Source organism: Pontibacillus salipaludis (assembly GCF_014642405.1).
Classification (GTDB): domain Bacteria; phylum Bacillota; class Bacilli; order Bacillales; family BH030062; genus Pontibacillus; species Pontibacillus salipaludis.
In genome coordinates, this window is sequence record NZ_BMIN01000018.1 from 51,016 (window position 1) to 77,110 (window position 26,095).

General features: G+C 41.2%; 24 protein-coding genes and 1 riboswitch. Of the genes, 18 read left to right on the forward strand and 6 right to left on the reverse strand.

Annotated elements, in window-relative coordinates; translation table 11 throughout:
- Positions 1-26 precede the first annotated feature (26 nt).
- Genes IEW76_RS16570 through IEW76_RS16580 form a run of 3 tightly spaced genes read right to left on the reverse strand, consistent with a single transcriptional unit; the run spans position 27 to position 1,888 of the window.
- Positions 27-179: a hypothetical protein gene (locus IEW76_RS16570; RefSeq protein WP_188655541.1), complete on the reverse strand. Its 153-nt coding sequence runs from the start codon at positions 177-179 to the stop codon at positions 27-29.
- 21 nt (positions 180-200) lie between these two features.
- A complete protein-coding gene (locus IEW76_RS16575; protein WP_188655542.1) occupies positions 201-974 on the reverse strand; it encodes an ABC transporter permease in 774 nt (257 codons plus the stop codon).
- Positions 971-1,888 (reverse strand): ABC transporter ATP-binding protein, encoded by a 918-nt coding sequence (locus tag IEW76_RS16580; protein ID WP_188655543.1) that lies wholly within the window; start codon positions 1,886-1,888, stop codon positions 971-973. The genes IEW76_RS16575 and IEW76_RS16580 overlap by 4 nt, the downstream gene beginning before the upstream one ends.
- Before the next feature lie 250 nt (positions 1,889-2,138).
- Here IEW76_RS16580 and rlmD point away from each other — a divergent pair, with 250 nt between their 5' ends.
- The 6 genes from rlmD to IEW76_RS16610 all read left to right on the forward strand — a co-directional run bounded on the left by rlmD (position 2,139) and on the right by IEW76_RS16610 (position 8,956).
- Positions 2,139-3,644 carry a 23S rRNA (uracil(1939)-C(5))-methyltransferase RlmD gene (gene rlmD, locus IEW76_RS16585; RefSeq protein ID WP_188655544.1) on the forward strand — a complete coding sequence of 502 codons (1,506 nt, stop codon included), beginning with the start codon at positions 2,139-2,141 and terminating at the stop codon, positions 3,642-3,644.
- Positions 3,645-3,759: 115 nt separating this feature from the next.
- A riboswitch (SAM riboswitch) is annotated at positions 3,760-3,865 on the forward strand.
- 117 nt (positions 3,866-3,982) lie between these two features.
- A complete protein-coding gene (locus IEW76_RS16590; protein WP_188655545.1) occupies positions 3,983-5,026 on the forward strand; it encodes a methionine ABC transporter ATP-binding protein in 1,044 nt (347 codons plus the stop codon).
- Positions 4,986-5,648, forward strand: a complete 663-nt coding sequence (locus tag IEW76_RS16595; RefSeq protein WP_188655546.1) for a methionine ABC transporter permease — start codon at positions 4,986-4,988, stop codon at positions 5,646-5,648. The genes IEW76_RS16590 and IEW76_RS16595 overlap by 41 nt, the downstream gene beginning before the upstream one ends.
- A gap of 17 nt (positions 5,649-5,665) precedes the next feature.
- Positions 5,666-6,490 (forward strand): MetQ/NlpA family ABC transporter substrate-binding protein, encoded by an 825-nt coding sequence (locus IEW76_RS16600; protein WP_188655547.1) that lies wholly within the window; start codon positions 5,666-5,668, stop codon positions 6,488-6,490.
- A gap of 509 nt (positions 6,491-6,999) precedes the next feature.
- Positions 7,000-8,436 carry a YfcC family protein gene (locus IEW76_RS16605; RefSeq protein WP_229721278.1) on the forward strand — a complete coding sequence of 479 codons (1,437 nt, stop codon included), beginning with the start codon at positions 7,000-7,002 and terminating at the stop codon, positions 8,434-8,436.
- Positions 8,437-8,737: 301 nt separating this feature from the next.
- Positions 8,738-8,956, forward strand: a complete 219-nt coding sequence (locus tag IEW76_RS16610) for a hypothetical protein (protein ID WP_188655548.1) — start codon at positions 8,738-8,740, stop codon at positions 8,954-8,956.
- 338 nt (positions 8,957-9,294) lie between these two features.
- Here IEW76_RS16610 and IEW76_RS16615 read toward each other — a convergent pair whose 3' ends face one another.
- Positions 9,295-9,837, reverse strand: coding sequence for a general stress protein (locus IEW76_RS16615; RefSeq protein WP_188655549.1), 543 nt, complete (start codon positions 9,835-9,837; stop codon positions 9,295-9,297).
- Positions 9,838-10,085: 248 nt separating this feature from the next.
- Between IEW76_RS16615 and IEW76_RS16620 the strand changes: the two genes are divergently transcribed.
- From IEW76_RS16620 to IEW76_RS16645, 6 genes are all read left to right on the forward strand, one after another.
- Complete coding sequence (locus IEW76_RS16620; protein WP_188655550.1) at positions 10,086-10,736, forward strand: SDR family oxidoreductase; 651 nt, start codon at positions 10,086-10,088, stop codon at positions 10,734-10,736.
- Positions 10,737-11,012: 276 nt separating this feature from the next.
- Entirely contained in the window at positions 11,013-11,672 is a 660-nt protein-coding gene (locus tag IEW76_RS16625; protein ID WP_188655551.1) for a hypothetical protein, read from the forward strand.
- The gene (locus tag IEW76_RS16630) at positions 11,669-12,415 is read left to right on the forward strand and encodes a cytochrome c biogenesis CcdA family protein (protein WP_188655552.1); all 747 of its coding nucleotides are present in this window, start codon (positions 11,669-11,671) and stop codon (positions 12,413-12,415) included. Before IEW76_RS16625 ends, IEW76_RS16630 begins: the two co-directional genes overlap by 4 nt.
- 10 nt (positions 12,416-12,425) lie before the next feature.
- Positions 12,426-12,998: a peroxiredoxin family protein gene (locus tag IEW76_RS16635; protein ID WP_308422088.1), complete on the forward strand. Its 573-nt coding sequence runs from the start codon at positions 12,426-12,428 to the stop codon at positions 12,996-12,998.
- Between the two features lie 37 nt (positions 12,999-13,035).
- Positions 13,036-13,719: a response regulator transcription factor gene (locus IEW76_RS16640; RefSeq protein WP_188655553.1), complete on the forward strand. Its 684-nt coding sequence runs from the start codon at positions 13,036-13,038 to the stop codon at positions 13,717-13,719.
- The gene (locus tag IEW76_RS16645) at positions 13,706-14,800 is read left to right on the forward strand and encodes a sensor histidine kinase (RefSeq protein ID WP_229721279.1); all 1,095 of its coding nucleotides are present in this window, start codon (positions 13,706-13,708) and stop codon (positions 14,798-14,800) included. The genes IEW76_RS16640 and IEW76_RS16645 overlap by 14 nt, the downstream gene beginning before the upstream one ends.
- 709 nt (positions 14,801-15,509) lie before the next feature.
- Here the strand turns inward: IEW76_RS16645 and aspA are convergent.
- Positions 15,510-16,937, reverse strand: a complete 1,428-nt coding sequence (gene aspA / locus IEW76_RS16650) for an aspartate ammonia-lyase (protein WP_188655555.1) — start codon at positions 16,935-16,937, stop codon at positions 15,510-15,512.
- 39 nt (positions 16,938-16,976) lie between these two features.
- Positions 16,977-18,218: a dicarboxylate/amino acid:cation symporter gene (locus IEW76_RS16655; protein ID WP_188655556.1), complete on the reverse strand. Its 1,242-nt coding sequence runs from the start codon at positions 18,216-18,218 to the stop codon at positions 16,977-16,979.
- 124 nt (positions 18,219-18,342) lie between these two features.
- Here IEW76_RS16655 and IEW76_RS16660 point away from each other — a divergent pair, with 124 nt between their 5' ends.
- From IEW76_RS16660 to IEW76_RS16685, 6 genes are all read left to right on the forward strand, one after another.
- Positions 18,343-19,605: an ATP-binding protein gene (locus tag IEW76_RS16660; protein WP_188655557.1), complete on the forward strand. Its 1,263-nt coding sequence runs from the start codon at positions 18,343-18,345 to the stop codon at positions 19,603-19,605.
- A gap of 1 nt (position 19,606) precedes the next feature.
- The gene (locus tag IEW76_RS16665) at positions 19,607-20,527 is read left to right on the forward strand and encodes a response regulator (RefSeq protein WP_188655558.1); all 921 of its coding nucleotides are present in this window, start codon (positions 19,607-19,609) and stop codon (positions 20,525-20,527) included.
- Between the two features lie 236 nt (positions 20,528-20,763).
- Positions 20,764-22,575, forward strand: a complete 1,812-nt coding sequence (locus IEW76_RS16670; protein WP_188655559.1) for a glycoside hydrolase family 2 protein — start codon at positions 20,764-20,766, stop codon at positions 22,573-22,575.
- 17 nt (positions 22,576-22,592) lie between these two features.
- Positions 22,593-23,993 (forward strand): MFS transporter, encoded by a 1,401-nt coding sequence (locus IEW76_RS16675; RefSeq protein ID WP_188655560.1) that lies wholly within the window; start codon positions 22,593-22,595, stop codon positions 23,991-23,993.
- Positions 23,994-24,088: 95 nt separating this feature from the next.
- Complete coding sequence (locus IEW76_RS16680; protein WP_188655561.1) at positions 24,089-25,000, forward strand: ArsR/SmtB family transcription factor; 912 nt, start codon at positions 24,089-24,091, stop codon at positions 24,998-25,000.
- 28 nt (positions 25,001-25,028) lie between these two features.
- Positions 25,029-26,063 (forward strand): aldose epimerase family protein, encoded by a 1,035-nt coding sequence (locus IEW76_RS16685; protein WP_188655562.1) that lies wholly within the window; start codon positions 25,029-25,031, stop codon positions 26,061-26,063.
- Positions 26,064-26,095: the final 32 nt, after the last annotated feature.

Here is a 26,095-nt window from a genome sequence, read left to right on the forward strand (position 1 = left end):
AATCATCTTTCACTACAAAGATCCGTTTAAAACCAGAAGATACCAATTATAGCCGTAATCGCGACGGCTGCGCCGGCGATGATGCCTGCAACTTCGGTACTCGTATTACGCGTTGGTTCTTTAAGGTCTTCTACTTCTCGTTTTAATTTCTCAAATTCTTCCCGAGTAGGATGGTCCATTGGAAATGCCTCCTATCTGTATTAAGCGATGTCTTGCTTTTGGAATCTGTAAAAACCGATGACGGCTAATACGAGAGAGTATACGAAAATGATTGTCAGAGAAAATAGTAGTCCTTCTCCTGCTCCCATTATCATGGGCTGTTTGATGATTTCATTATCGCTGTAAACCTCAAGTAGTAGGTTTGGATAGATAAAGTAACTTGTATTCCAATCTAGTAGGTGAAGAACTCCAGTAATCATGTTACCCGCTGTATCGATAACAAAGAATAAAACAACCGCCACAGTAGTGCTTTTAAACAACGTCCCGATAAGGACAGAAAGACAAAGATAAAACACGTAAGTAGGTATTTGATATAAACAAGTTAAAGCAGCTGTCACAAAAAGGTTTTCAGAAGCAGTTGATGCATCGAACAGCAATACAGATACAAGATAAATGACAATGTTGACAACGATTATAAGCATGAGGATAGCCAGAAAGCCGCTCAATAATTTGGAACCTAGAATAGACAGGCGTGAAATAGGGCGGATTGCCAATTGCTTAATTGTCCCTTTATGAAATTCACTTGTGATCGCAGAAGTTGTTATAATGACTCCGTAAAATAACAGGAAGGTCCCATTAATAAAAGTTTGGGACAGGCTAAGGAAAATTGCTGCTGGTGGAAGCGCCCCTTCGTTTAAAAAGATACGTAGGGAAAACGATAGAATTAGGTATAGCCCTAGTACAATGATAAGGAACCATTTCACTCGGTTTCGGTACCAGGTCTTTAACAGTTCGTTATAGATTAAAGAGCTCATGCTTTTTCGCCTCCTGTCAGTTCTAGGAATTGGTCTTCAAGGGTATCTTTTAGGATGACTTCGTACAATAGGATTCCTTGGTCTGAAGCTTCTTTAATAATGGTCGGAATTTGGTCTTGTTCAATTCCTGAAAGCGTTATGTACTTCTTATCTTCTTCTACTGTACCGTATTTCTCGAGCACAGGGATGAGGTCTTTGTTAGAAGTAGCACGGAATAAAGCCTTTACTCTTTGTTCTTCAGATTCAGTCTTTTCGTTCATAGAGAATTGTTTGACGAACTTCCCGTCTTGGATGATCAACACTTCATCACACATCATTTCCGCTTCTGATAAAAGGTGCGTGGAAACAAGTACAGTAACTCCTTCATCATCGGCCAGTGTTCTGAGATAACTTCGCAGCTCCCGGATCCCTTTTGGATCGAGGCCATTTGTCGGTTCATCAAGAATGAGGATCGATGGTTTATGAAGAAGGGCCTGTGCGATACCCAGCCTTTGCTTCATCCCTAGAGAATACGTTTTGACTTTATCATCAATGGCTCCTGTTAACTCTACGAAACTTACAAGCTCGTTGATCCGCTCCTGTGAAATCTTAGGCGAGTGCATACGGCTGAAGTGTTGCATGTTTTCTGTTCCAGACATAAAGTTATACATCTCTGGATTTTCAACTACAGCCCCAATACTTGAAAGAGCCTTGTTTCGTTCAGTCTTGATGTTAGATCCGTTTACGATAATTTCTCCTTTGTCAGCGTGAAGAAGGCTTACAAGCATACGAATCGTCGTTGTTTTCCCAGCTCCGTTTGGGCCTAGGAACCCATGAATTTTTCCTTTATCAAGCTCGAAGGAAAGGTCATCAATAATGGTTTTTTTCTTAAACGATTTTGATAGATTTTTAACTACAAGTGGTTTAGATGACAAACAATCAACTCCTTTGTTAGTTACTGTATCCCTTTACGTTTATGGTAAATAAAAGGTTTCATTCCATTTTTAGGAACACAACATTTACCGTATCACACACTTACATTATATGGAATAGAGAATGGTGGATGAAAAGAAAATACTGGCGTAGAAGGGGAACCATTCCCAAAGGGGAGAGTTTTACTAGTTTTACTGTTCGCTCTCTGTAGTATATAATGGAGTGTCAAAGAAGAAAAGTTGGGAAGTGCCTATGAATAAACGTAAGAATAACGGATATAAGAAGTCTGGGAATAAAACCAGAAATAAACCCAATAGTTCTGAGAAACCGTACGGAAAAAAACAAGCAACGCGCGGAAATCGTGGAGACAGCAAATCAAAAGGCAAGCGTAATGCGTCTGATAAACGTCAGCGTGGCGGCGGGAAAGCTATAACTGCTGAAGTGACATGCTCTGGTCTGACTGCTGAGGGCAAAGGCATTGCTCAGTGGGATGGGAAAGAGCTTGAGGTTCCGCATCTCTTACCTGGTGAGAAGGCAGAAGTCCTTGTTTCTAAACAAGGTCCATATGTGAATGCGGAAGTGAAGCGGGTTATAAGCGCGGCGAAAGAACGCGTGGATCCACCATGCCCGTATTACTATCAGTGTGGAGGCTGTCAGCTTCAACATATGACGAATAACGCCCAAGATCGCTTCAAACAGAAAACGATCGACAAACTGATGAAACCATTTGGCAAGCCACTTCCGATTATGACAATGGACCATCCGTATGATTACCGAAACAAGAGCCATACGACATTTGGTCTGAACCATAATCGCCAGGTGATTGGTGGTCTTTATGCACAGAATAGCCATGAGATTATTCCAATGGACCGCTGTTTGATTCATGATCCGAAAGCGGACGAGATTGTGAATACGATTAAAGACTATCTCAAGAATTCGAAAATGCAGCCTTATAATGAAGACACGGGACAAGGCTTTCTACGCCACGTGCTCATTAAGGTCGGTAAGGTCAGCGGTGAGATTATGGTCGTACTCGTTACCGCCTCATCTGAATTCAAGGGAAAGAATAATTTCGTGAAAGCTTTACGAAAAGCTCATCCTGAAATTACAACCCTTCTTATGAACGTGAACAACAAGAAAACGTCTATGGTTCTTGGTGATCAGGAGAAGGTTCTATTTGGTAAAGGAACGATTACGGATACGCTTGGTGGAATGGAATTCGAGATCTCGGCGAAATCATTCTATCAAATCAACCCGGTTCAAACGGAGAAATTATACGGGAAAGCCATTGAAATGGCAGAGCTTACAGGAAATGAAACCGTAATCGACGCCTATTGCGGAATTGGTACGATTGGGCTTATTGCGAGTAAAGAGGCTGGCAACGTAATTGGTGTAGAGCTGAACAAAGACGCCGTTCGCGATGCTATTCGCAACTCCAAGCGTAATGGTGTGAAGAATGCACGCTTCTATCAAGGCGATGCCGGTGAGTTTATGGTCAACATGGCTTCAAAGGGTGAGAAAGCAGATGTCGTTATTATGGACCCGCCACGAAGCGGTAGTGACGAAGCGTTCTTATCAAGTGTTGCGAAGCTTAAACCGAAGCGTGTTGTGTATGTATCGTGTAACCCAGAAACGCAGGCTCGTGATTTAAAGTACTTGGTAAAGAACGGGTATCAAGTTGAAGGCATTCAGCCAGTTGATATGTTCCCGCAAACTTACCATGTGGAGTCAGTTGTGAAATTAGTACGGAAAGATTAAGCAGGAAACCGATAAAGGTTCCTGCTTTTTCTTTTGAACAAAAGTTCAGAATATTATTTACAAAAACAATAACATGCGTTAAAGTGATAAAGTATAACTGAATAAACGATTTCAATTCTTATCAAGAGTGACCGAGGGATAGGCCCGTTGACGTCACAGCAACCTTCCAATTGGAGTGGTGCTAATTCCGTCAGAATGAAACACATTCTGGGAGATAAGGGTTTTGCAGGTCTTTAATTAGCGAAACTCTCTTCCAAATGGAAAAGAGTTTTTTTATTTTTACAAGGGTTTTTGGCACGATACGGAACAATCGACAGTTTAGAAATGGGGGGAGATCGATGATTTCAATACAACAGTTGAGTAAGACATACACATCGAAAGAAGGAACAGTAGTCGGTGTAGACGATGTATCCTTGAGTATCAATCAAGGGGAAGTCTTCGGAATCGTGGGGTATAGCGGGGCAGGGAAGAGTACACTCTTACGTTGCCTGAATATCCTTGAGCGTCCAACGAATGGAAAGGTGACGATAGATGGAATCGATCTCATGTCTCTGTCATCAAAAGAACTAAGAAAAGCACGCCAATCCATCGGGATGATCTTTCAAGGGTTCCACCTCACAATGGCTAAAACCGTAGTAGAAAATGTAGGGTTTGCCTTAAAAGCTGCAGGGGTTGGACGTGTAGAGCGTAAACAACGAGCAGAAGAATTGCTTGAACTTGTTGGTTTATCGGATAAAGCGAACCAGTACCCCGCTCAACTAAGTGGAGGGCAAAAACAGCGCGTAAGTATTGCAAGAGCTCTTGCCAATAACCCGAAAGTGCTACTGTGTGATGAAGCCACTTCTGCTCTTGATCCAAATACAACCCAGTCCATTCTTCATTTGCTGAAGAAGATTAATAAGGAACTAGGTTTGACGATTGTGTTGATTACACATGAGATGGAAGTTGTTAAAGAAATCTGTGATCGTTGCGCGGTTATGGAACAAGGCAGGGTGGTCGAGGAAGGAGATACATACGATATCTTTGCGAATCCACAGAATGAGTTAACGGAACGATTCATTAAAACGGTGATCGATTTTACGATTCCTGAGGCACTCCTTAAGAAGACCCAGGGAACAATCGTCCTTTTGAAATTCACTGGAGAATTAGCAGGGGAAGCGATTGTGTCTGACTTGCTTCAAGAGCACAGGATACGAGGCAATATTCTTCACGGAAAGATCGATTATATTCAGGAGAAACCACTTGGAACCTTTGTCATGGAATTGAAAGGGGACGAACAAGAAGTTAACCGGGCGCTAGCAAGTCTCGGAGCAACACTAGGAGAAGTGGAGGTGATAGAGAATGATCGATCAACTGATTACACTATGGCCAGAGCTGAGTAAGTCCTTTATCGATACGTTAATTATGGTAGGAATCGGGTTAGTGGTTTCATTTGTAGTTGGATTACCGCTTGGGTTGCTTTTGTTCGTCACGGATCGCGATTTGTTCCTTGAGAATAAATGGGTGAAGAGTATAACTGGTGTCATTGTAAACCTTGTCCGTTCTGTTCCGTTTATCATTTTATTAGTCTTTTTGTTTCCGTTTACCGATCTATTATTAGGAACAACAACAGGACCAGTGGCAGCATCTGTTTCGTTATCTGTAGCCGCCATTCCCTTTTATGCACGTATAGTAGAGTCATCAGCTAGAGATATTGATCGAGGTGTAATTGAAGCTGCTATCTCTTGCGGGGCATCACCATGGCTCATTATTAAGGATATTATTTTTCCTGAGATTAAGTCAGGTCTGATCAGTGGTTTGACAATTACTGCTATTAGTCTTGTAGGCTATTCAGCCATGGCTGGAACGATCGGAGGCGGTGGTATTGGTGATTTAGCGATCCGATATGGATACTACCGTTATGACAACTTTGTCATGTTTACAACGGTTATTCTCTTAATTGTTATGGTCCAGGTTATTCAGTACGTTGGAGATTTTACAGCAAAGTCAGTGAAAAAGAGCTAATAAAGGAGACAATTACAATGAAGAAATTATTTACACTAGGTATTGCGCTACTAACGCTTACCGTTTTAGCGGCTTGTGGTGGAGATGAAAATGCAGACGCCTCTGGAAAAGAGACGATTCAATTCGGGGCAACTTCTGGTCCATACAGCGATATGGTTACTAAAGCGATCGCGCCACTTCTTGAAGAGAAAGGGTATGAAGTGAAGAATAAAGAATTCACAGATTATGTACAACCAAACAAAGCGTTGGCCAGTGGAGACCTCGACGCGAACTTGTTTCAGCACGGTATTTACTTAGAATCTTTTGCAAAAGAGCATGATTTGGATTTATCTGAAGTGATTATTGTTCCTACAGCTCCAATGGGAATCTATTCGAATCAGTTTGATGATATTGAAAGCATTAAAAAGGGAAGTTCGATGGCGCTACCGAATGATCCGACGAATTTAGCCCGTGCCTTAATTATCTTAGAGGATGAGGGATTAGTGAAGATTAAAGAAGATGTTGATCCTCTTCGTGCTTCTTTAAGAGATATTAAAGAAAATCCTAAAGAACTTGAATTTGTAGAAGTAGAAGCGGCTCAGCTACCACGCCTCGTCGATAGTGAAGACTTATCACTTGTCCCTGGTAACTATGCCCTTGCAGCGGAGATGGATTTATTAAACGCACTCGCTCTTGAAGACATGCCTGATCAGTATCGTAACCGGGTAGCGGTTAAAACGGAAGATCTAGATTCTCAATTTGTGAAGGATATTAAAGAAGTCATTGAATCTGATGAGTTCGAGAAGATTATTGATGAAGAGTTTCAAGGGTTTGGTAAGCCAGCGTGGATGAAAGAAGAGTAAAGACTTTAGAAGACTACTTTCCAGATGGAGAGTAGTCTTTTTTATGGACTTTGTTAAAGTGTTGGGTTCGTTACGGTTGATGGGTGCTTGGCCTTGCTGTGGGGCAGCTCGCTTTCCTGCGGGGAGCTGGGAAGTCTCCTCGTTCGCTACGCTCTCTGTGGGGTCTCCCCTAGGCTCCTTTTCCCGCGGGAGTCTCGCAGCCCCCCAGCAAGACCTGACCTAAAGAGGGAACGGACCCGTGCACCGTATTGCGAGCGCCAGCATTACGTTCAAGATAAAGATAACGACTGAAATATCCACTTGCCTTCTTCATTCAATACTACTTCCTAGTTCTTGTATAAATCATATCTTTATTAGCGGTTATTATTATGTCTTTTAGCCTGTTAGTTAAGCGTGGGGAATCACTCCACTTATAATTTATTAAAATTTTGCAAATATTAACTTTTATTAATATAATATACAGTATCTTCCTCTTGTGTAGCGCAATTTAGGGAGGAGGATGAATATTTATGTGGAAGGATGTTGAGTGCATGAGTTCACCAGAGCAAGCTTTACAGACTCAAACGGAGAAAAACAGAAAGTGGGAGATGCCAGATACTTATGTGATTTTATTTGCGGTATTGCTTTTAGCATCGATTGCGACTTATCTTGTTCCATCCGGTTCTTTTGAGAGGGAAACAATTGATGGCGTAGAGCGTGTGATCCCTGGTACATACAGTGAGGTAGATGGAAATCCTGCTGGTTTTATGGATATCTTCCTGGCCTTACAAGAAGGGATGGTTCAGTCTGGAGGGTTAATTTTTCTCGTTCTCTTTGCAGGAGGGGCGTTTGAAGTAATTGAGCGTTCTGGTGCTGTTAAAGGCGGGATTATAAGAGCGGTCAACAAGACGAGAGGAAAAGAGTTCTGGCTTATTGCGATTGTATCCACCTTGTTCGCTCTAGGTGGAGCAGTTGGAGCAGTTGCGAATTCAGTCATTCCTTTTGTTGCGATAGGGGTTATGATTGCTAGAGCCTTAAAGCTGGATGCGATTGTAGCGGTGTCTATCACCTTTGGGGCAACATTTGCCGGTTTTAACGTTGGCTTTTTGAATCCTTATACCGTAGGGATTGCTCAATCTATAGCTGATATTCCGCTTTTCTCGGGTATGCTTTTAAGAATAATCGCTTTTGTTTTTATTGTGGGGGCAACGATTCTTTATACTTGGCGTTATACGAAGAAACTGCTCGATGATCCTTCAAAGAGTTTGGTAGGTATCCTGAATGATGAGGAAGCCGAAGAAGATTTAAAGGCACCATTTACCGCACGACATAAGTGGATCCTTTTGTTCGTTGGGGCCGCGCTATTGTTCTTTATATTTGCGACGATTCAGTTTAAATGGACTATAAATCATATGGCTGCTTTCTTTATCATTATTGGGATTGTAGCTGGAATCATAGCAGGGATGAATTACAATAAGGTGGCACTCACTTTTCTTGAAGGATGTCAAAAGCTTGTGTATGGTGCATTAATTATTGGGGTCGCCCGTGCCATTTTAATTGTTATGGAGGATGCTAGCATACTCGATACAGCAGTAAATGCTTTATCTGTGCCACTTGAGGGACTCACTCCAGTTCTCTCTGCACTTGGGATGTTTGTGGCCAATGGTATTTTAAATTTCCTCGTTCCATCTGGGAGTGGACAGGCTATGATCTCCATGCCGATATTGTCTCCATTAGCTGATATGGTTGGTATTACGAGGCAAGTAGCCGTTCAAGCTTATCAATTTGGTGATGGATTCACTAACAGCATTTTCCCAACATCAGGGCCGTTGATGGCTAGTTTAGCCGTAGCGGGGGTTCCTTGGATTAAATGGGCAAAGTGGATGCTGCCATTATTAGTTGTTTGGGCTGTTTTGGCTGTCATTATGCTAACTGTAGGGGTCCTGATAAATTGGGGTCCTGTTTAAGGAGAAATCACGCTACTAATAAAGGGTTTTAATAGTATCAAGATATCATTCTCGCCGGCAAATAAGTAATACTAGCATTTATAGCAGAAGAATAGTGTTACTCCGTGTTGTGACGATCTTTATAATATAAGGAGGTGGAGGCTTGCCTGACATAATAGCTTTTGTAGGGATGTTTATCCTCATTGTTGGCATTTTATCAGGGATTGTTTGGGGCTTTTGGCAGATATACAAAAAGTAAAGCTCCGTCGAATGAAGAGTAAAATGCATTTTTGATCCCAAACTACAGATAGGTGAGGCGAAGATGTTGCGGGTTTTCTTGCTATACGGTGGGACGATGTTAGCTGTGGGAATCGTTTTATTTCTGCGTTTTATTGGACCTGGTTGGCTAGATCGAAATAATTGCGTGTTATGTGGACAGGAAATAGAGAAGGATAAGCAAAAAGTATATAAAGTGTTATTTAACGCTGCTATGGAGGAAGAAACGAAGTGTAAGAATTGTGAAGTTAATCAAAGGAGGTAAAAGAAATTCCATTGAAGTCGGTCAAAAAGAGAGAAGTCGCACCTAAGAGTTTTATTTATAGTAGGGACATTCAAATAATACATAGAAGAAAAGCGTCATTAAATGGAATGACGCTTTTCTTCGTCTTCTATAATGAGTGTTAGGCGGGATTGTTGGTATATAGCTGTTCATAATTAGTGCTTCTCTAAACAAGCAAAATGTCGAAAGGGGCTAGTACGTCCAACAATTTCCGGGGAAATATTACCGGAATAGACGTAATGTGAGGGAATAGTCATAGGTGTTGATTCTATACTGCTCCTCATATCCAAAAGATTGCAGAACTGTGTTAAAGCAATGACTTAATAAGAATCAGGGTACATGGATCGATTTTCAGAATGGTTCGTTAGGAAAGTTCGATAGACATCATGCTGCATATTCCCAATCGCTTCTACAAGTACAATGATTTTACCATCCTTTACATAAGAGTCGTACTGCTGAGCATCTTCTTTAGGTATGCCAGCTTTATGAAGGGAATGTGTAACTCCTTCTCCGCCTGCATCTGATTCTTCGCCAGAAGTGAATGCGATTGGCCCCGCTGAAGTTAATGTTCCTCCACCAGGAACAGGTACCAGACCTATATTTGTAAGCAGTCCTCCGATGCCGCCTAAAGACCTTCCGGAAATAGCTCCTAGTTCAGTTGCACTTCCAGCGCCATCAGCTATTTCATTATGACTAGAAGAGGACGGTGATTCTTTCTCATTTTCCAATCTCTTCACACTTTCCTTTTCTTTTGCGAAAACAGAAATGTCATTTGAATCATACCCAAGGTGTTGCAACTCTGATATAGCGTTCTCTGCATGGTTTAATTCCGAGAAAACGCCGCCTATAATCTTAGTATCCATGAGATCAACCTCCTAGTTTGTCTTCTTATAGTATTCTATACCCGAAAAATTGGTAGATGACCCCTTGAATGGGCAAATTAAAACTTATAGGTGAACATCAAAGAGGTTTTGCTATGTAGAGGGCGGGGAGAGCGGAAAGAACATTCATTCGTTTCTTTTCTTATTTTTTCGGTTATATAAAAAGTGTGAGCCAATTTGAAGCAATTAGGGAATAAATAAAAGAGTATGTAAAGAAAGGATGAAACATAGTGAAAGTACTAGTAGTTGGTGCAAATGGACAAGTTGGGAAACATCTTGTGAAGAAAATTCAAGATACAGAAGGTCTTCAAGCGAAGGCTATGATTCGAAAAGAAGAGCAAGCATCTTACTTTAAAGACCTAGGTGCAGAACCGGTCGTTGTTGATTTAGAAGGAACTCCTGACGAAATTACGAAAGCAACTGAAGGTGTAGATGCTGTTGTGTTCACAGCTGGTTCAGGACCAAACACTGGGCCTGATAAAACAATGCTGATTGACTTAGATGGTGCTGTGAAAACAATTGAAGCGGCTAAATCAGCAGGCGTAAAACGTTATGTTATGATTAGCTCATTTGATACTACGCGTGAGGCGATTCAAGAAGCTCCATCTTCCTTCTCCCCTTATGTAGCTGCGAAGCACTATGCGGATGATTGGTTAAGAAGAACGGATCTTGATTATACAATTATCCATCCTGGCATGCTGACAAATGATGAAGGAACTGGTCAAATTGAAGCTGCTGAGAAAGTGGAAAGAGGCGAGATTCCTCGTGAAGACGTAGCGAGCGCCATTTTAGCGAGTCTTCAACAGGAATCCACAATCGGCAAGGAATTTCAAATTGTCGGTGGTTCTAAGTCAGTTCATGATGCAGTGAAGGATCTGTAATAATCTTTATTGGATAACCTTTTAGAGTCAAATAACTGAAGAAATCCCGTTATAAACCTTTCAAGGTCAATGCCTTGAAAGGTTTATTTTTTTTGAACTACTTTAAAAATGGTCCTTCGTTCACGTGCCTTTCGATAAGCTTTATGAGTCTTGATCAAACGTTTGATCAAGACTTGTGGAAATGTATTTATTGTTAATAGTACCCTCACTTTCATCAAATTTTCATATTCATCTTATATTCTGTTTTTAATGATTAGGATTTAAAAAGGAAGGAGGATGATCCATGCGATGGTAGTGGGTCCGTTTGTCATTTCGTTTTACCTTTTTGCACTCACGATTTCTCTTGTAAGTGGTGTCCTTTTATTCATGATGACTAGCCCATTTTCTAAATCAGAGACACGCAAAGCTCTTAGTGGGATTAGCGATCTTTTCGTATGGTTACTAATCTTCATATGGGTTGGAAAAGTCCTTTTAAAATGGGAAGCATTTTGGAAAGACCCTATTTCTATACTTATATATCCTAGCAATCATCAAGCGTTATATATTGGATTATTGTTAACCCTATTCTTGAGTTTATGGAGATACGGTTACCGTAAAGGGGCACAGGTGATTGGTAAATCTTTTGTGCTGATCGTGAATTATGCTTTGTTTGTCTATTCCTTTATGGCAATTATATGGACGTCTTCTGGAATGGTTTATTTAGGAGAATTGGTATTAGCAGGAGTGCTTGTTATTTGGCAGGTGGTTTCGCTTACTGCAGGATCTCCTCAAAGTTGGTGGTATGGAATGTTTGGAGCGATTATTGCAGGGAAGTTTATGTTGACTTTAATCTTAGGTGAAACGTTTCTCTTCCATTACAAAGTAGATCTATGGGTTTGGATTTTTATGAGTATTATTTTTGTTTCATTACTTTATATAAAGAAGGTGAGAACATGACGGCTTCTGTATCAGAACTTACGGTTTGGCTAGCCTTTGCGGCAGGAGTGCTCTCTTTCTTGTCGCCGTGTACGCTACCATTATTTCCGGCTTATTTGTCATATATTACAGGGGTTAGTGTGAAAGAATTGAAGGATTCTTCTTCGCTTGCTGTAAGGAAGACCTTACTTCTTCATTCCTTATTCTTTTTGCTAGGTGTTTCGTTAATTTTCATGGGGCTTGGCATTGGAGTTTCGTTGTTAGGCCAATGGATCCAAGGGTTGTTAACTGGAAGTTCAGGCCTTTTGTTACAACGGTTAGCTGGGATATTCATTATTTTAATGGGGTTTTTGATTACAGGGTGGATAAGGATCCCTTTATTTATGAATGAGAAGAGATTGCAAATTGCTAAAAAGCCTGCAGGTTACTTAGGTACTGTATTTGTAGGGGTTGGATTTGCGGCTGGATGGACACCTTGTATAGGACCGATTTTCGCCTCTATATTAGTTGTGGCTGGATCAGAGCCGACACAGGGGGCTCTGTATACGTTTATGTACGTAATCGGATTTTCCGTTCCGTTTCTTGTGCTGTCTTTCTTTCTTGGTTCAACAAGATGGCTCGTCAAATACAGTGAGCGTTTAATGAAGATTGGCGGCAGTGTGATGATTGGTATGGGTGCTTTGTTGTTCTCTGGTAAAATGGCGAGTCTCTCAAACTACTTGTTACAACTCTTAGATGGAACTTGGTTTTCAAACTTAGGTTAGGAGTGAGCGTATGAATATAAAGCGCATAATAATCGTTACGATCGTTGTAGGAATGTTTGGTTGGGCTATTTATGACTTTACAAGTAAGGAACAGTCGACGGTTTCAAAAGATGAAGGTCAACGTACAGAAATGCAAGGAGAATCTGTAGAACATGTAGAGGAAGGATTAGAAGTTGGTCAACAAGCTCCTGATTTTGAAGTGGAAACATTGCAAGGAGAGAAGACATCCTTGTCGAACTATAAGGGGGAGCGGGTAATGCTAAATTTCTGGGCTACATGGTGCCCGCCGTGTAGAGCTGAAATGCCGGATATGCAGAAGTTTCATGAAAATAAAGAAATTACGATCCTTGCTGTTAACTTAACGGGAACAGAAGCAAAAGTGGACGATGTTAATGCCTTTAAAGATGAATATGAATTAAGTTTTCCTATTCTATTAGACAGAGAAAATGATATTTCTACTTTGTATCAAATCAGACCCATACCGACTACCTATATGATCGATTCAAAAGGAATTATTCGCCACAAGGCGTTAGGGGCTATGAATTATGAGAGAATGGTACAGCAATTCGAGAGCATGAACTAAAGAATCCCGTGATATATACGATGAAGTGGTGATGAATATGAAACAGACGATTTTAATAGTAGAAGACGATAAAATGATCCGACAACTGGTGGCGCTCTATTTACATAAGGAAGGCTATGAAACTGTTGAAGCCTCTGATGGAGAAGAGGCTAAACAAGTTTTCTTAACGCATCATCCTTGCTTGGTCATCTTAGATTTAATGCTTCCAGGGGTAAGTGGAGAAGAAATTTGTGAATGGATTCGTGATCAAGAGAGAAATGAAGTATCGATTGTAATGCTTTCGGCTAAAGCGAAAACAAGCGATAAGATCACAGGCCTTCGTATGGGGGCAGATGATTATATCACGAAGCCCTTTGATCCGGATGAGTTAGTTGCTCATGTTGAAGCGGTTCTTCGTCGGACGGGTCAATTTTGCCATAAGGTCGTTTATGATGGGCTGTGTATTAAGCCTCGAAAGGGCGAAGTGCTCTTGTATGAGAAAGGTATAAGTCTTACTAAATACGAATTTAATTTACTTTATTATTTTATGGTTAATCCCAATATGGTGTTAACAAGGGATCAGCTCTTACAGAATCTTTATCCTCTAGCAGAGCAGAACGTTTTAGATCGCACGATAGATGCTCATATTAAGAAGCTGCGGGAGAAAATTGAAACAGACCCAACAGATCCTAAGCGGATTCAAACTGTGCGGGGAATGGGGTATAAATTTGTCACAGGGTAAATGGATTTTATCTCGCTTACAAAAAGGTTTCCTCCTGCGTATGACTATCTTAAATGTAATCATTATTACGGTTTTTGTAGGGGTGAGTGGTTGGTCTATTTATAATACTGCCTGTTTTCTTGTTGCTAATATGGAGACCGGTGCTGTTCGTCAGTCGCAATTTAGACAAACCCTATTTCACTATCTATTGATCTTTAGTTTGTGTGCCATTACTCTAGGCAGCCTTTTAAATTATGTGTTCACCAGAAAATTGCTTCAACCTATAAGAGATTTAATTGAAACGACGAAAGTCCTGAAAGAGGGGAAGTACCCTAAACCCGTTTCATATGGTAACCGCCATGAATTGGACGAATTTATAGGTCATTACAATGAGCTGGTCAATCAATTAGAAGAGAATGAACGAGAGAGAAAGAAAATTGTCACAGACCTCTCCCATGAACTTCGTACTCCTTTATCGAATATAAGTGGGTATTTAAATGCTCTTAAATCCGGTGTGTTAGAAGGTAACCAAGAATTATATGAAAGTCTATATGAAGAGTCAAATCGCCTTACCAATATGGTCCAACAGTTGGATCAATTGAAGGAGTGGGATCACGTATCCCATCAACGCCTGGCTAAGGCGGAGAGAGTAAATATTGAAACCGTGATCCGATCTTGTATCTCGATTTTTCAAAGAACAATGGAGCAACGTGGGGTAGAGTGTGCTGTGGAGGTGGAAGCTCAAGAGCTGTATATAGATCAAGAAGGTATCCAGCAAGTTCTTAATAACCTGTTAGATAACGCACTACGATATTACGCGGGAGGAGCGCCTCTCTTAGTAAAGGGGAAGATGAATCAAGATACCTATCAAGTATCAATTAAGGGACCTGGAACGGGGATAGCAGAAGAGGATCGGGAGAAAATTTTTGAGCGGTTCTATCGCGCAGATCCTTCAAGAAGCAGGGAAACTGGTGGCACAGGTCTTGGTCTTGCCATTGCAAGAGAGATAGTAGAACGTCATGGAGGTCAAATCGGAGTTGAATCAGAAGGAAGTGAACATACTTTTTGGTTTGATTTACCTATAAAAGGAGCACTGGAATAATCCAGTGCTCCTTTTAATTTTGGCTCTGTTAATGCTTAGTGTTGATTTTGTTCCATATAAGCCCCCTTATGTGGAATACTTGGATCTTGGATCTGTATTGCGATAGATAGAGACGTTCCCGTCAGCTTGAATAGAGCGTAAGGTGGGCCTGGAAATCAATCGCTTTCCGCGGCCCCACACGACGTGACAGTCTTAGTCGAACTTCCTCTATCTTTAAAAGCCTCCTCGGGAAAACCACCCTGCGGGGTCTCGTCTACCTCTTTCTCCCGCAGGAGTCTCGCAATTTCCAGGCCCACCTCTGCCAAATGAGGAGAGACGGAAACACGCAAAATTTGTGAGGTAGGGGGGAGAGCAACTTAAATAAATGGGTCCGTTCACCTAATTAGCGTCAGGGCAGGCTTGGGGACTGCGAGACTCCCGCGGGGTAAGGAGCCTAGGGGAGACCCCGGAAAGCGCGTAGCGATTGAGGAGGCTTCCCAGCTCCCCGCAGGAAAGCGAGTTGTACCCAAGCCTGCCCAACTTCTCTTCTGATAACGGACCTCCCCTAACCAAGTATCTCAGCTACGATCTTTCACCAATCCAGCCCTATTCTTGAATAAGGTTGTTGTAAAGAATAACAACAGCAAACTTTAACAGAGCCTTAATTTGAAGGTTTGAATAACTTGATCAAACGTTTGATCAAGTATTATTTAAAGTGTTTTCATCAAGCTTATACCGTCATTTTCTCTTTCACATGCGCCCCGGCAATACCAGGGTAGGTCATTTCATACGTATCTAATATGACTTCAAGGTCTTCGGGGCTTAAGATATTGTATTCCATACATAGTTCACGGATGCTTTTATTCGTTTTAATCCCTTCTTGCGCAATTTTAGCTGATTGTTCATATCCAATGTGAGGACTTAGCGCTGTTACGACACCTAAACTACTCTCCACGTGATCTTTCAGCGCTGCTTCGTTCGCTTTTACATCTTTAAGGCAGAAATCGGTGAAGACTTGAAACCCATTTTTCATGATGGTCATGGATTCAAGTAGGTTAAAGATGAGCACAGGTTCCATCACATTCAACTCTAACTGACCAGCTTCACTCGCCATACTGATGGTTTGATCGTTACCAATGACTTGAAAGGCGATTTGATTGATGACTTCTGGCATGACAGGGTTCACTTTCCCAGGCATAATCGATGAGCCAGGTTGTCGTGCTGGTAACAGAATTTCGCTGAGTCCATTCTTCGGTCCTGAAGCCATGAGCCTAAGGTCATTAGCGATTTTAGACATGTTAGTCATCGTGTTCTTTAAGGCTGACGAAATCTCTGTGTAGGCATCTGTATTCTGAGTCGCATCCACCAGGTTTTCGGCCGGTTGTAGAGGTAATCCGCTAGTAGAGGATAAATGCTCCACTACTAGTTTGGTGTAGGTGGGATCCGCGTTTAACCCTGTCCCAACAGCAGTGGCCCCCATATTTACTTCATATAAATTCTCTTTTGTGCGCTCGATCCGCTTGATGTCTCGCTTGATCATCCGATGATAGCTTTCGAATTCTTGGCCTAATCGAATCGGGACTGCGTCTTGTAGGTGAGTCCGCCCTACTTTTACAATGTGATCAAATTCATCTGCTTTATTCTTGAACGTAGCCGCCATGTCCTTCATGACGTGTTCAAGCTGACTCATAACCTGTGATATGGACAGGTGCATGGTCGTTGGAAATACGTCGTTGGTTGATTGGGACATGTTCACATGATTGTTAGGATTAATCGTCGCGTAATCTCCTTTTTCACTCCCCATGATTTCTAATGCGCGATTGGCAATCACCTCATTCGCGTTCATGTTTAGTGAAGTACCGGCTCCTCCTTGAATGGGATCGACTAGAAATTGGTCGTGTCGTTTGCCTTCTAGAAGTTCATCAGCAGACTGTATGATGGCGGCACTTATACCGCTTGGCAATTGTCCGATGTCTCGGTTGGCTAGTGCGGCAGCTTTTTTGACTGCAGCGATACTGTAGATTAAAGCTTCATTTAATTTGTAACCAGTGATCGGAAAGTTTTCTTGTGCTCGTAACGTTTGGATGCCGTAATAAGCTTGAGCGGGTATTTTTTTCTTGCCTAGAGAGTCTGATTCTGTTCGATAATGACGAGTCATATAAACCGTTCCTTTCCCTGTGTAGTAATCCCATGAAGATCAGCCATAGTTTACGGCTGCATAGTCTTCTTCTTCCTGCTCTTGTATGGATGGTGTATTTCTTTCTTTTGAACTAACAACGACGGCTGCAGATGCATCACCTAGTACATTCACCGACGTTCTAATCATGTCTAATATACGGTCGATTCCTGCAAGTAAAGCAATCCCCTCAAGAGGTAGTCCAATGGAGGTCATGACCATGGATAGCATGATTAATCCAGCGCTAGGAACCCCAGCTGTGCCAATTGAGGCGAGTGTTGCTGTTAAGACGACGGTTAACTGATCTACAAAGGTTAAATCCATACCAAAGTATTGAGCAACGAATAATACACAAACACCTTGATAGAGGGCGGTTCCATTCATATTAATCGTGGCACCGAGTGGAAGAACAAAGCTACTAATCTTTCTTGGAACTTTAAGCTGCTCCTCGGTATATTTAATCGTCATCGGTAAAGTTCCCGAGCTACTCGACGTACTGAAAGCGACCATTGCTACTGGCATGATGTTTTTAAAGAATGTAATAGGGCTCATCTTACCTAAATATTTAACAGATAAAGAGTAAACAACTAGTACATGAACGAGTGAACCAACGAGTAAAGCAAGGATAACTTTCAATAAAGGCCATAATACGGCTAGTCCATATTCACCTACTGTTGGAGCAATGAGACCGAAAATTCCAATCGGAGCAAATCTCATAACGACACCTGTGATCTTGTACATCACTTCTGCTAGTTGTTCGAATAGCTGATAAAGAGGGCGGGCTTTCTCACCAACCATCGTAATACCAATTCCTAAAAAGATGGCGAAGAAGATGATTTGAAGCATATTGCCATCTGTTAAGGCTGCAATTGGATTGGTTGGAACAATATTCAGTAATGTATCTTTAATACCTGGGGTTTCTTGAGCTTCAACAGTCTGATTGCTCGATACGTCAATATCTACCCCTGTTCCAGGTGAGAAAAGGGTTCCGAAGAAGAGACCAATTGAAATGGCAACCGCTGTTGTGACCATATAATACGATACGGTTTTAAAACTTAACTGCCCTAATTCCTTAAGGTTCCCGGTGCTGGCCACTCCAACAACAAGGGATGAGAGTACAAGTGGAACAATAATAAATTGAATTAATCTTAAAAAAAGATCTCCTAAAGGCTGTACGATTTCAATATCAGGACCTACAATAGCACCTAAGACAATCGCTAGAAAAAAAGCGATGAGTATCTGAATGACGAGATTGTTTTTCATCCTAACCCTCCCTGAATGATTTAATGAATAATGTAAGCGCATACCTACAAGCAAATACGAGAAACTACTAAAACCTACAAGAAGAATTCAGAAAATTCATCTTTGGATGATAGGAGGTAGGGGAATGAATAAGAAGAAATTTGGCTTTCTGCTGCTGGTTGTGTTCATGGTGCCACTAGCAGGAGAGCTTAAGTTTTATCCAGTAGAAGGAAACTTTCGCGTTAGTTTTGGAACGCCGCTGTTTTTCTTCTTCTTGTTGTGGAGGAGAAGTCTGCATCAGTATACGCTGATTTTATCTGTATCCTTGTCGGTTGTTCTCTTAAGGGTTGGTCTAGAAGTTAGAGGAAATGAGATTGAGGCTGCGGAGGCTTTCATGCGTCACTTTCCGGTTTTCTTTTACTACCTTACATATGGATTGTTGTTTCAGTTCTTGAACGTGCCTAAGTTTTATTCGAAACCATTTATTGTAGGGTTATGTGGTGTCGTGCTAGAAGTTATGGCGAGTATGTCAGAGATGGTAATTAGAAGCGGGTTAGCTGAACAAGCTGTAGGTTTTGACCTTTGGTTACTCCTAGAAATAGCGATTATTCGAAGCTTCTTTGTGTTAGGATTCTTTAATATTTTGTTGTATAGACAAGCAAAGGTTGAAGAAGAGCAACATAAGAAACAATCTGAACATATGATGATGGTGGTGTCAGGATTGTATGCAGAATCAATTCACTTAAAGAAATCTATGAACGACGCTGAAACAGTGACAAAAGAAAGCTATGATTTATATAGAAAGATACGGAATCTATCAGTCGAAGAAAGTGCTTCATCGCTACTTGGCATAGCAAGTCGAGTGCACGAAATTAAGAAAGACAACCAGCGAATCTATGCAGGGTTATCTCAAGTGATCACAAGAGAGAGTGAGGCCTCGTACTTACCTATAGAGAGAATTGGAGAGATCGTAAAAAAAGCAAATGAACAGTATGCTGAACTTCTAGGCAAACAGGTTGCGTTCAAGGTGACTTGTAAAGGAGATCATCCCGCTTATCCTACATATGCGCTGCTTTCGATCCTCAATAATCTTATTTCAAACGCGGTTGAAGCAATAGGGGAAGAGGGATACATAGAATTAACGGTGAAGAACAAGGGCGATTTCGTTGACATTATAGTGACCGACAATGGGCGTGGGGTGCCTGACAAGATGAGGGATATCATCTTTAAACATGGGTATACGTCGAAATTCGATTCTTCAGGAGAAGCTTCTACAGGTATTGGACTGAGCTATGTCCAAGAGGTTGTAGAGGGGATGAATGGGAGCATCAACTTGTTGGATGAAGAGGGGAAGACGTCTTTCTTGATTCGCTTGCCACAAGAAAATTTGGTGGAAATGGGGCAATAGAATGAATTACTTTCTAGTAGATGATGATGTAACAATCAGAGCAATGCTAACGGAAATGATAGAAGATGAGGACCTTGGAGAGGTCGTTGGTGAGAGAGAGGATGGGGCGGAACTTGATACACATGTCCTCCAAGCAAAGAAGGTCGACATCCTTTTAATCGATTTATTAATGGCAGAAAGGGATGGATTAGAAACACTTAAGCAGATTCGGGATGACTTCAAGGGTAAGGTCGTTATGATTTCTCAAGTAGAGTCAAAAGACTTGATCGGAGAGGCGTATTCACTCGGGGTTGAATACTATATCACCAAGCCATTAAACCGGATTGAAGTAACAAGTATTTTGTTGAAAGTGAACGAGAGAATTACGTTGGATTACTCCATACAAACAATCCAGCAGTCTTTGAATCTGATCTCAGGAAACTCTGATTCGAGCACTATAAAAACACCTATCCCCAATAAAAGCGTAAAAGAGGAAGGTCATGCGATCTTAGTTGAATTAGGTGTCATTGGAGAGAACGGATCGAGAGATTTGTTAGAGATTATACAGTATTTAGATCATGACAGTGTGATTAAAGGGAAAGAGTCTCTATCTCTTAAGGAAATCTACCATAAAATCGCAGAAGATCGGGTAGGTAATGAGGCGAAACATTCGGTTTTACAGAGGGAGGTAAAAGCGTCGGAACAACGAGTGCGCAGAACGCTTCACCAAGGACTCTCTTATATTGCTTCTTTGGGGCTGAATGATTTTGCAAATCCAGTCTTTGATAAGTATGCGTCTACTTTCTTCGATTATGAACAAGTCAGAAAGAAGATGTTGAAATTGGATAAAGATAAAGGGAAGAATGCGGGCAGAGTAAGGATCGACGCGAAGAAATTTATTTATATGTTGTACTGGGAAGCTAAGAGAAATAGTAGGTTATAAATGATACATAGAGTGGATATAAGGCATTTTAGAGAGTTGATCAAACGTTTGATCAAGAAGAGCCCCACCAACCGGCATCAATGGTTGGTGGGGCTCTCTTTATTCTTTAATTTTATTGATTTATAAGAAAACTTTAATTTTTATTACATTTTTAGTTGTAATAAAACGTATTTATATGTAATAATAATTCATAACAAATGAAAGCCCTTACTAAAAACAGAACGGGAGCGGTGGTTATGGTTGTGAGCTCTTTATCTCGCATCGAAAAGAAGAACAGTACAGGAACGGAGTATCCAAGACCACAATTTAAGAGGGATCAATGGTACGACTTAAATGGAGAGTGGGAATTTGCATTTGATGCTGAAGAAGTTGGGGAAATCGATGGGTGGGCACATTCCGCACAACCCTTCTCTCAACAGATTCAAGTGCCTTATGCTTATCAAAGTAAGAAGTCAGGGATTCATTCTAATGAACCTTATGAAGTAGTGTGGTACAAACGCACATTTCATTGGGAAAAGGATCATCAAAATGAGCTGCTTCTCCACTTTGAAGCAGTCGACTACTATACAAAAGTTTGGGTGAATGGCCAATTCGTTGGTGAACACACAGGGGGCCATACTCCTTTTAGCTTTTCTATTGGGACAGCTATTCAATCTGGTGAGAATACAATCACGGTTCGTGTAGAAGATCGTAACAGCGTTGAGCAGGTGCTCGGGAAACAGTCCTGGAAATCAACGAACTTCTTATGCTGGTATACTCGCACAACTGGTATCTGGCAACCGGTATGGATGGAAGAAGTTTCACCAGTCCATATCCAAGATGTAAACATGACGCCAGATTTAACACAATCAAGTCTTCAACTGGGCGTAAAGCTTCCTCATCATAGAAAGATCGCTTACTTGGAAGCGAACGTGTATTTCAAAGGAGAATGGGTCAATACCGCCGGAGCATGGGTGAAACCAAATCAACAGAATATCAGCATGACCGTTAATGTTGAATCAGATGAAGCAGACTTTCGTGTATTTTATTGGAGTCCAAGTAATCCGCAGCTGTACGATATTACGTTTACGCTTAAGAGTGATGAGTATGTATTAGATGTAGCCGATAGCTATTTTGGTATGCGTAGCATTGAAACTAAGAATGATGCCATTCTATTAAATGATGAAGCCTTTTATCAGAAGCTCATTCTGGATCAGGGGTACTACAAAGATTCATTGATGACAGCTAGTTTTGAAGAAATGGAAGCGGACTTAAAGAAAGTGAAGGAAATGGGCTTTAATGGAGTGAGGCGACATCAAACGATAGGGGACAGGCGTTACATGTATTTATGTGATCAACTGGGGCTCGTCGTTTGGGCTGAGATGCCAAGCTTCTTTAAGTTTACCGATCGTTCTATGGAAGCGATGATGAACGAAACTCGAGAAATGGTGATGAAACATCGTAATCATCCTTCTGTTATCGTCTACACCGTTATGAATGAATCGTGGGGAGTGAATGAAATCTATCACCGTAAGGATCAGCAATCTTTTGTAAACGCTCTCTATTATCAGACGAAAGCGTTAGACTCTTCTCGGCTTGTGGTCGGAAATGATGGCTGGGAACATACCCTTACTGATATCTTGACGATTCATGATTACAACTCGAATGCCGAAGACTTAGCTGTGGCTTATCGGGACAAAGAGGATTACGTAAATGGAAGCCCTTCTAAAACAAGTCGCAAACAAAACTTTGCCAGTGGCTATGAATATAGTGGTCAGCCAATTGTAATGAGTGAGTTTGGTGGAATCGCTTATGGATCTGGTTCTGAAGACGATTGGGGTTATGGCACAAGGCCACAGAACGAGGAAGAAGCACTAGACCGCTTTGAACAGTTAATGAAATCGATTATGGAGTCGACTTCTATCCAAGGATTTTGCTATACGCAACTTACGGATGTTGAACAAGAGGTTAATGGTCTATTAGATCATAACCATGAGGAGAAATTTGATCCAAAACGCATTTATCAAATCGTAGCAGGCATGAAAGCGGACGGGTTTATCTTTGAATAACTAAGGGGGAGTACAAAGTGGAGACTGCTAAAGAGCAACACGTAGAACCGACGGATGGGGAATTGAAAGAAGATATTCGTACCAAAGAGATTGCATCTTACTTTGGGTACGGATTTGCTCAATGTATTAGTTTTGGGTTAATTGGTACGTACATTCTGTTCTTCTATACAGATATTTTAGGGATCTCAGCAGCGGCAGCGAGTGTAATCTTTCTAATTGCAAGAACATGGGATGCCATTAATGACCCGATGATGGCTTCCCTTATGGATACGTTAAAATCAAAGCACGGGAAATTTAGACCGTATCTAAAATACATGCCTTATTTAATTGTTCTATCTACCATTGCTTGTTTCTTGCCACTAGATGGTTTAAGTATGACAGCCAAGCTGATTTACGCTGGAGGTACGTATATTTTATGGGGGATGGTGTATACAGCATCTGACGTACCGTTTTGGTCGCTGTCCTCGGTAATGAGTCAGGATACGCAACAGCGTACTAAACTAATTACGTTTGCGAATATGGGAGTATTCACAGGGATTGCTTTATCACCTACGATCTTCATTCCTCTTACTAAATGGCTCGGAGGGGGAGATACAGGTCAGGGGTACCTATTTGCCACAATTGCACTTATGGCGATCGCTTTACCTATTATGTTAAACGGTTTCAAGAACACAAAGGAGCGTGTGGAACCACCTAAGTCGAAAGTGAAATTCTCAGACGGAATGCGCGCGCTAAAAGCGAATAAGCCGATGTTTGCGATCTTAGTTGTGTTCTTCTGCAATGTATTTATGAATATCACGCAAGCTTTAAATATTTACTTTTTCACGTACAATCTTGGAAGCGCTTCACTTATGACGATGTTTGGAATTATCAGTTTCGCCAGCTGTATTGGGTTCTTCATTATTCCAAAGCTAACGAAACAATATAAGAAAAAGCATATTCTAATGGCGATTGTAGCAGTCGACATCCTTGTTCGAATTGTTTGGTTCTCTGTTGGATATGGCAGCGTAGTTGTATCCCTCATCTTCATTGGAGTTACGATGCTTCTGTATACAAGCACTGGACCCCTAATCTCTGGAATGCTAGCCGAAACGATTGAGTATACAGAGTATAAGACAGGGAAAAGAAACGAAGCGGTTGTCTTCTCAGGTCAGACATTTACCGGGAAGTTGTCCGTTGCTGTATCTGGTGGTGCAACAGGGCTGATCTTAACGGGGATCAACTATCAGTCGAATCAGGCTCAGAGTGAATTTACGATGGACATGCTATTCTTCGTCATTGCCCTGCTTCCTGCTCTTGGTTCACTCATTCGTTTAATCATCATGTACTTCTATTCTTACACAGAAACAGAGTACAAAGATATTGTTGAGAAATTACGTGTCAGGAAGAAATACCCTCAAGTTTACCCTCAAGATTAATCGAGGGGGATAAAGAGAATGATAGGGAGCATTTATTTTGAGTGGAAAGATTTTGTTATACTAATAGAAACTATTGTTACACGGAGGCTTCAGTCATGAAGAAACTGCCATTAAACTTTGAAAATATGCTCCCTATTAATAAAGCATTATCCAATCCGACGCGAATAAAAATACTAAACTTATTAAGTGAAAAACCACATAATGTGAACGAATTAGCCGAGAAGCTCGATCTTCCATTCTCTACGACAGCTTCTCACGTTACTAAACTAGAAGAAGTGGAACTTATTATTACCGAGCTTGTGCCTGGAAGGGGTACACAAAAGGTGAGTGCCATGAATTATGATCGAATCGTTATTGATTTATTTAATAAAGAAGGTCAAAATAATGAGCATGAAATCACGCTCGATATGAATATAGGCGATTATTTGGACTGTTACGCCCAACCCCACTGCGGAGTAGTTGGTGAGAAGGACTATATTGGTGTTCAAGATGATCCCCGTTCGTTCTATGAACCTGAGCGTAAACATGCACAATTGCTTTATTTTAAAGATGGGTATGTGGAATACAGACTTCCTAATCGAATCCCGTATGGTTATACAGCTAAGGAAATCGTGTTTAGTGCAGAGTTATGCTCAGAAGCACCGAATTTCAAATTGGATTGGCCATCTGATATTACAGCTTCCATCAATCATAAAGAAATTGGGACGTGGACTTCGCCTGGTGATTTTGGTGGAGAAAGAGGGAAACTCACTCCGCAATGGTGGCGTACGAATTTAACACAATACGGATTACTTAAACAGTGGAAAGTCAATGAAGAAGGTAGCTTTATCGATAATGAAAAAGTCTCTGACGTTAGGATTCATGACCTAGAGCTGAGTGACCTTCCTTACATTGCTTTCAAGCTAGGAATCAAGGAAGACGCCCTCAATAGAGGTGGCATGAATCTATTCGGAGAGAAATTTGGCCATTATGAGCAAGGAATTAAGATGAATATTAAATACGCATAACGAGATAGAGATTTGGAGGTGTTCATCAATGAACATTACAGAACAAGTGACAGTAAACGAGTGGAAAGAGGTTACGTTGACGAACGATACTGGTATGTCGGTCAGTTTCCTAAACTATGGGGGGACGATTACAGGAATCAACGTCCCTGATCAAAATGGGCATGTAGAAAATGTAGTTCTGGCTTATGAAAATTATGAAGATTATATCGATGACCCAAACTATCTTGGGGCTTTAATAGGCAGGGTAGCTGGACGAGTGGATAGAGCATCGTTTTCTATAAATGGCGAAGAATATCATTTACAAGAGAATGAAGGAACAAATTCATTACATGGAGGCGAACAAGGCTTTCATACGAAACTATGGGAGTTATCTCCGTTCCAAGAAGAGGATAAGGTAGGGGTGATTCTTACTTATGACAGTCCTCATTTAGAAGGGGGCTATCCTGGTAACCTTTCTATTCAAGTAACCTATCAATTAAACAATAAGAACGAGTTCACCATTTCTTATAGTGCAAAGAGTGATCAAGATACAGCTTTAACCCTAACAAACCATAGCTATTTTAACTTAAGTGGAGATGCCAAAAGAACCATTCATGATCAAACCATTCAATTCGACAGCAATCAGTTTGTCGAGCTAGATGCAAACTTAATTCCAACAGGAAAGATTGAGTCAGTTCAAGAAACTCCTTTTGATTTAAGAGAGGAAACCCTCTTACGAGACAAGCTTGGTTCCACTCATCCGCAGATGGACTTAGCGAACTTAGGATTTGACCATTCGTTTCTCTTTAATCACGACAAGGAAGAGAGTGTTGTTGTTAAAGATGGCAAGAGCGGAAGGGTAATGAAGCTTATGACGAATCAGCCTGCTATCGTGTTTTACACAGGAAACAATCTGATGGAAGATCATAAATTAGCAAGCGGCCCTGCTAAGAAGCACGATGGAATGTGCTTAGAAACACAAGCTTCACCAGCCTCTCTTCATCACGAAGGCTTTCCAGACGTTCGACTAAAAGCCGGTGAGCTTTATGAGAAGTACACCACGTTTTCCTTTGAAGCTCTATGATTAAGGGGGAATGGGCTACTGCATTGGTTAAG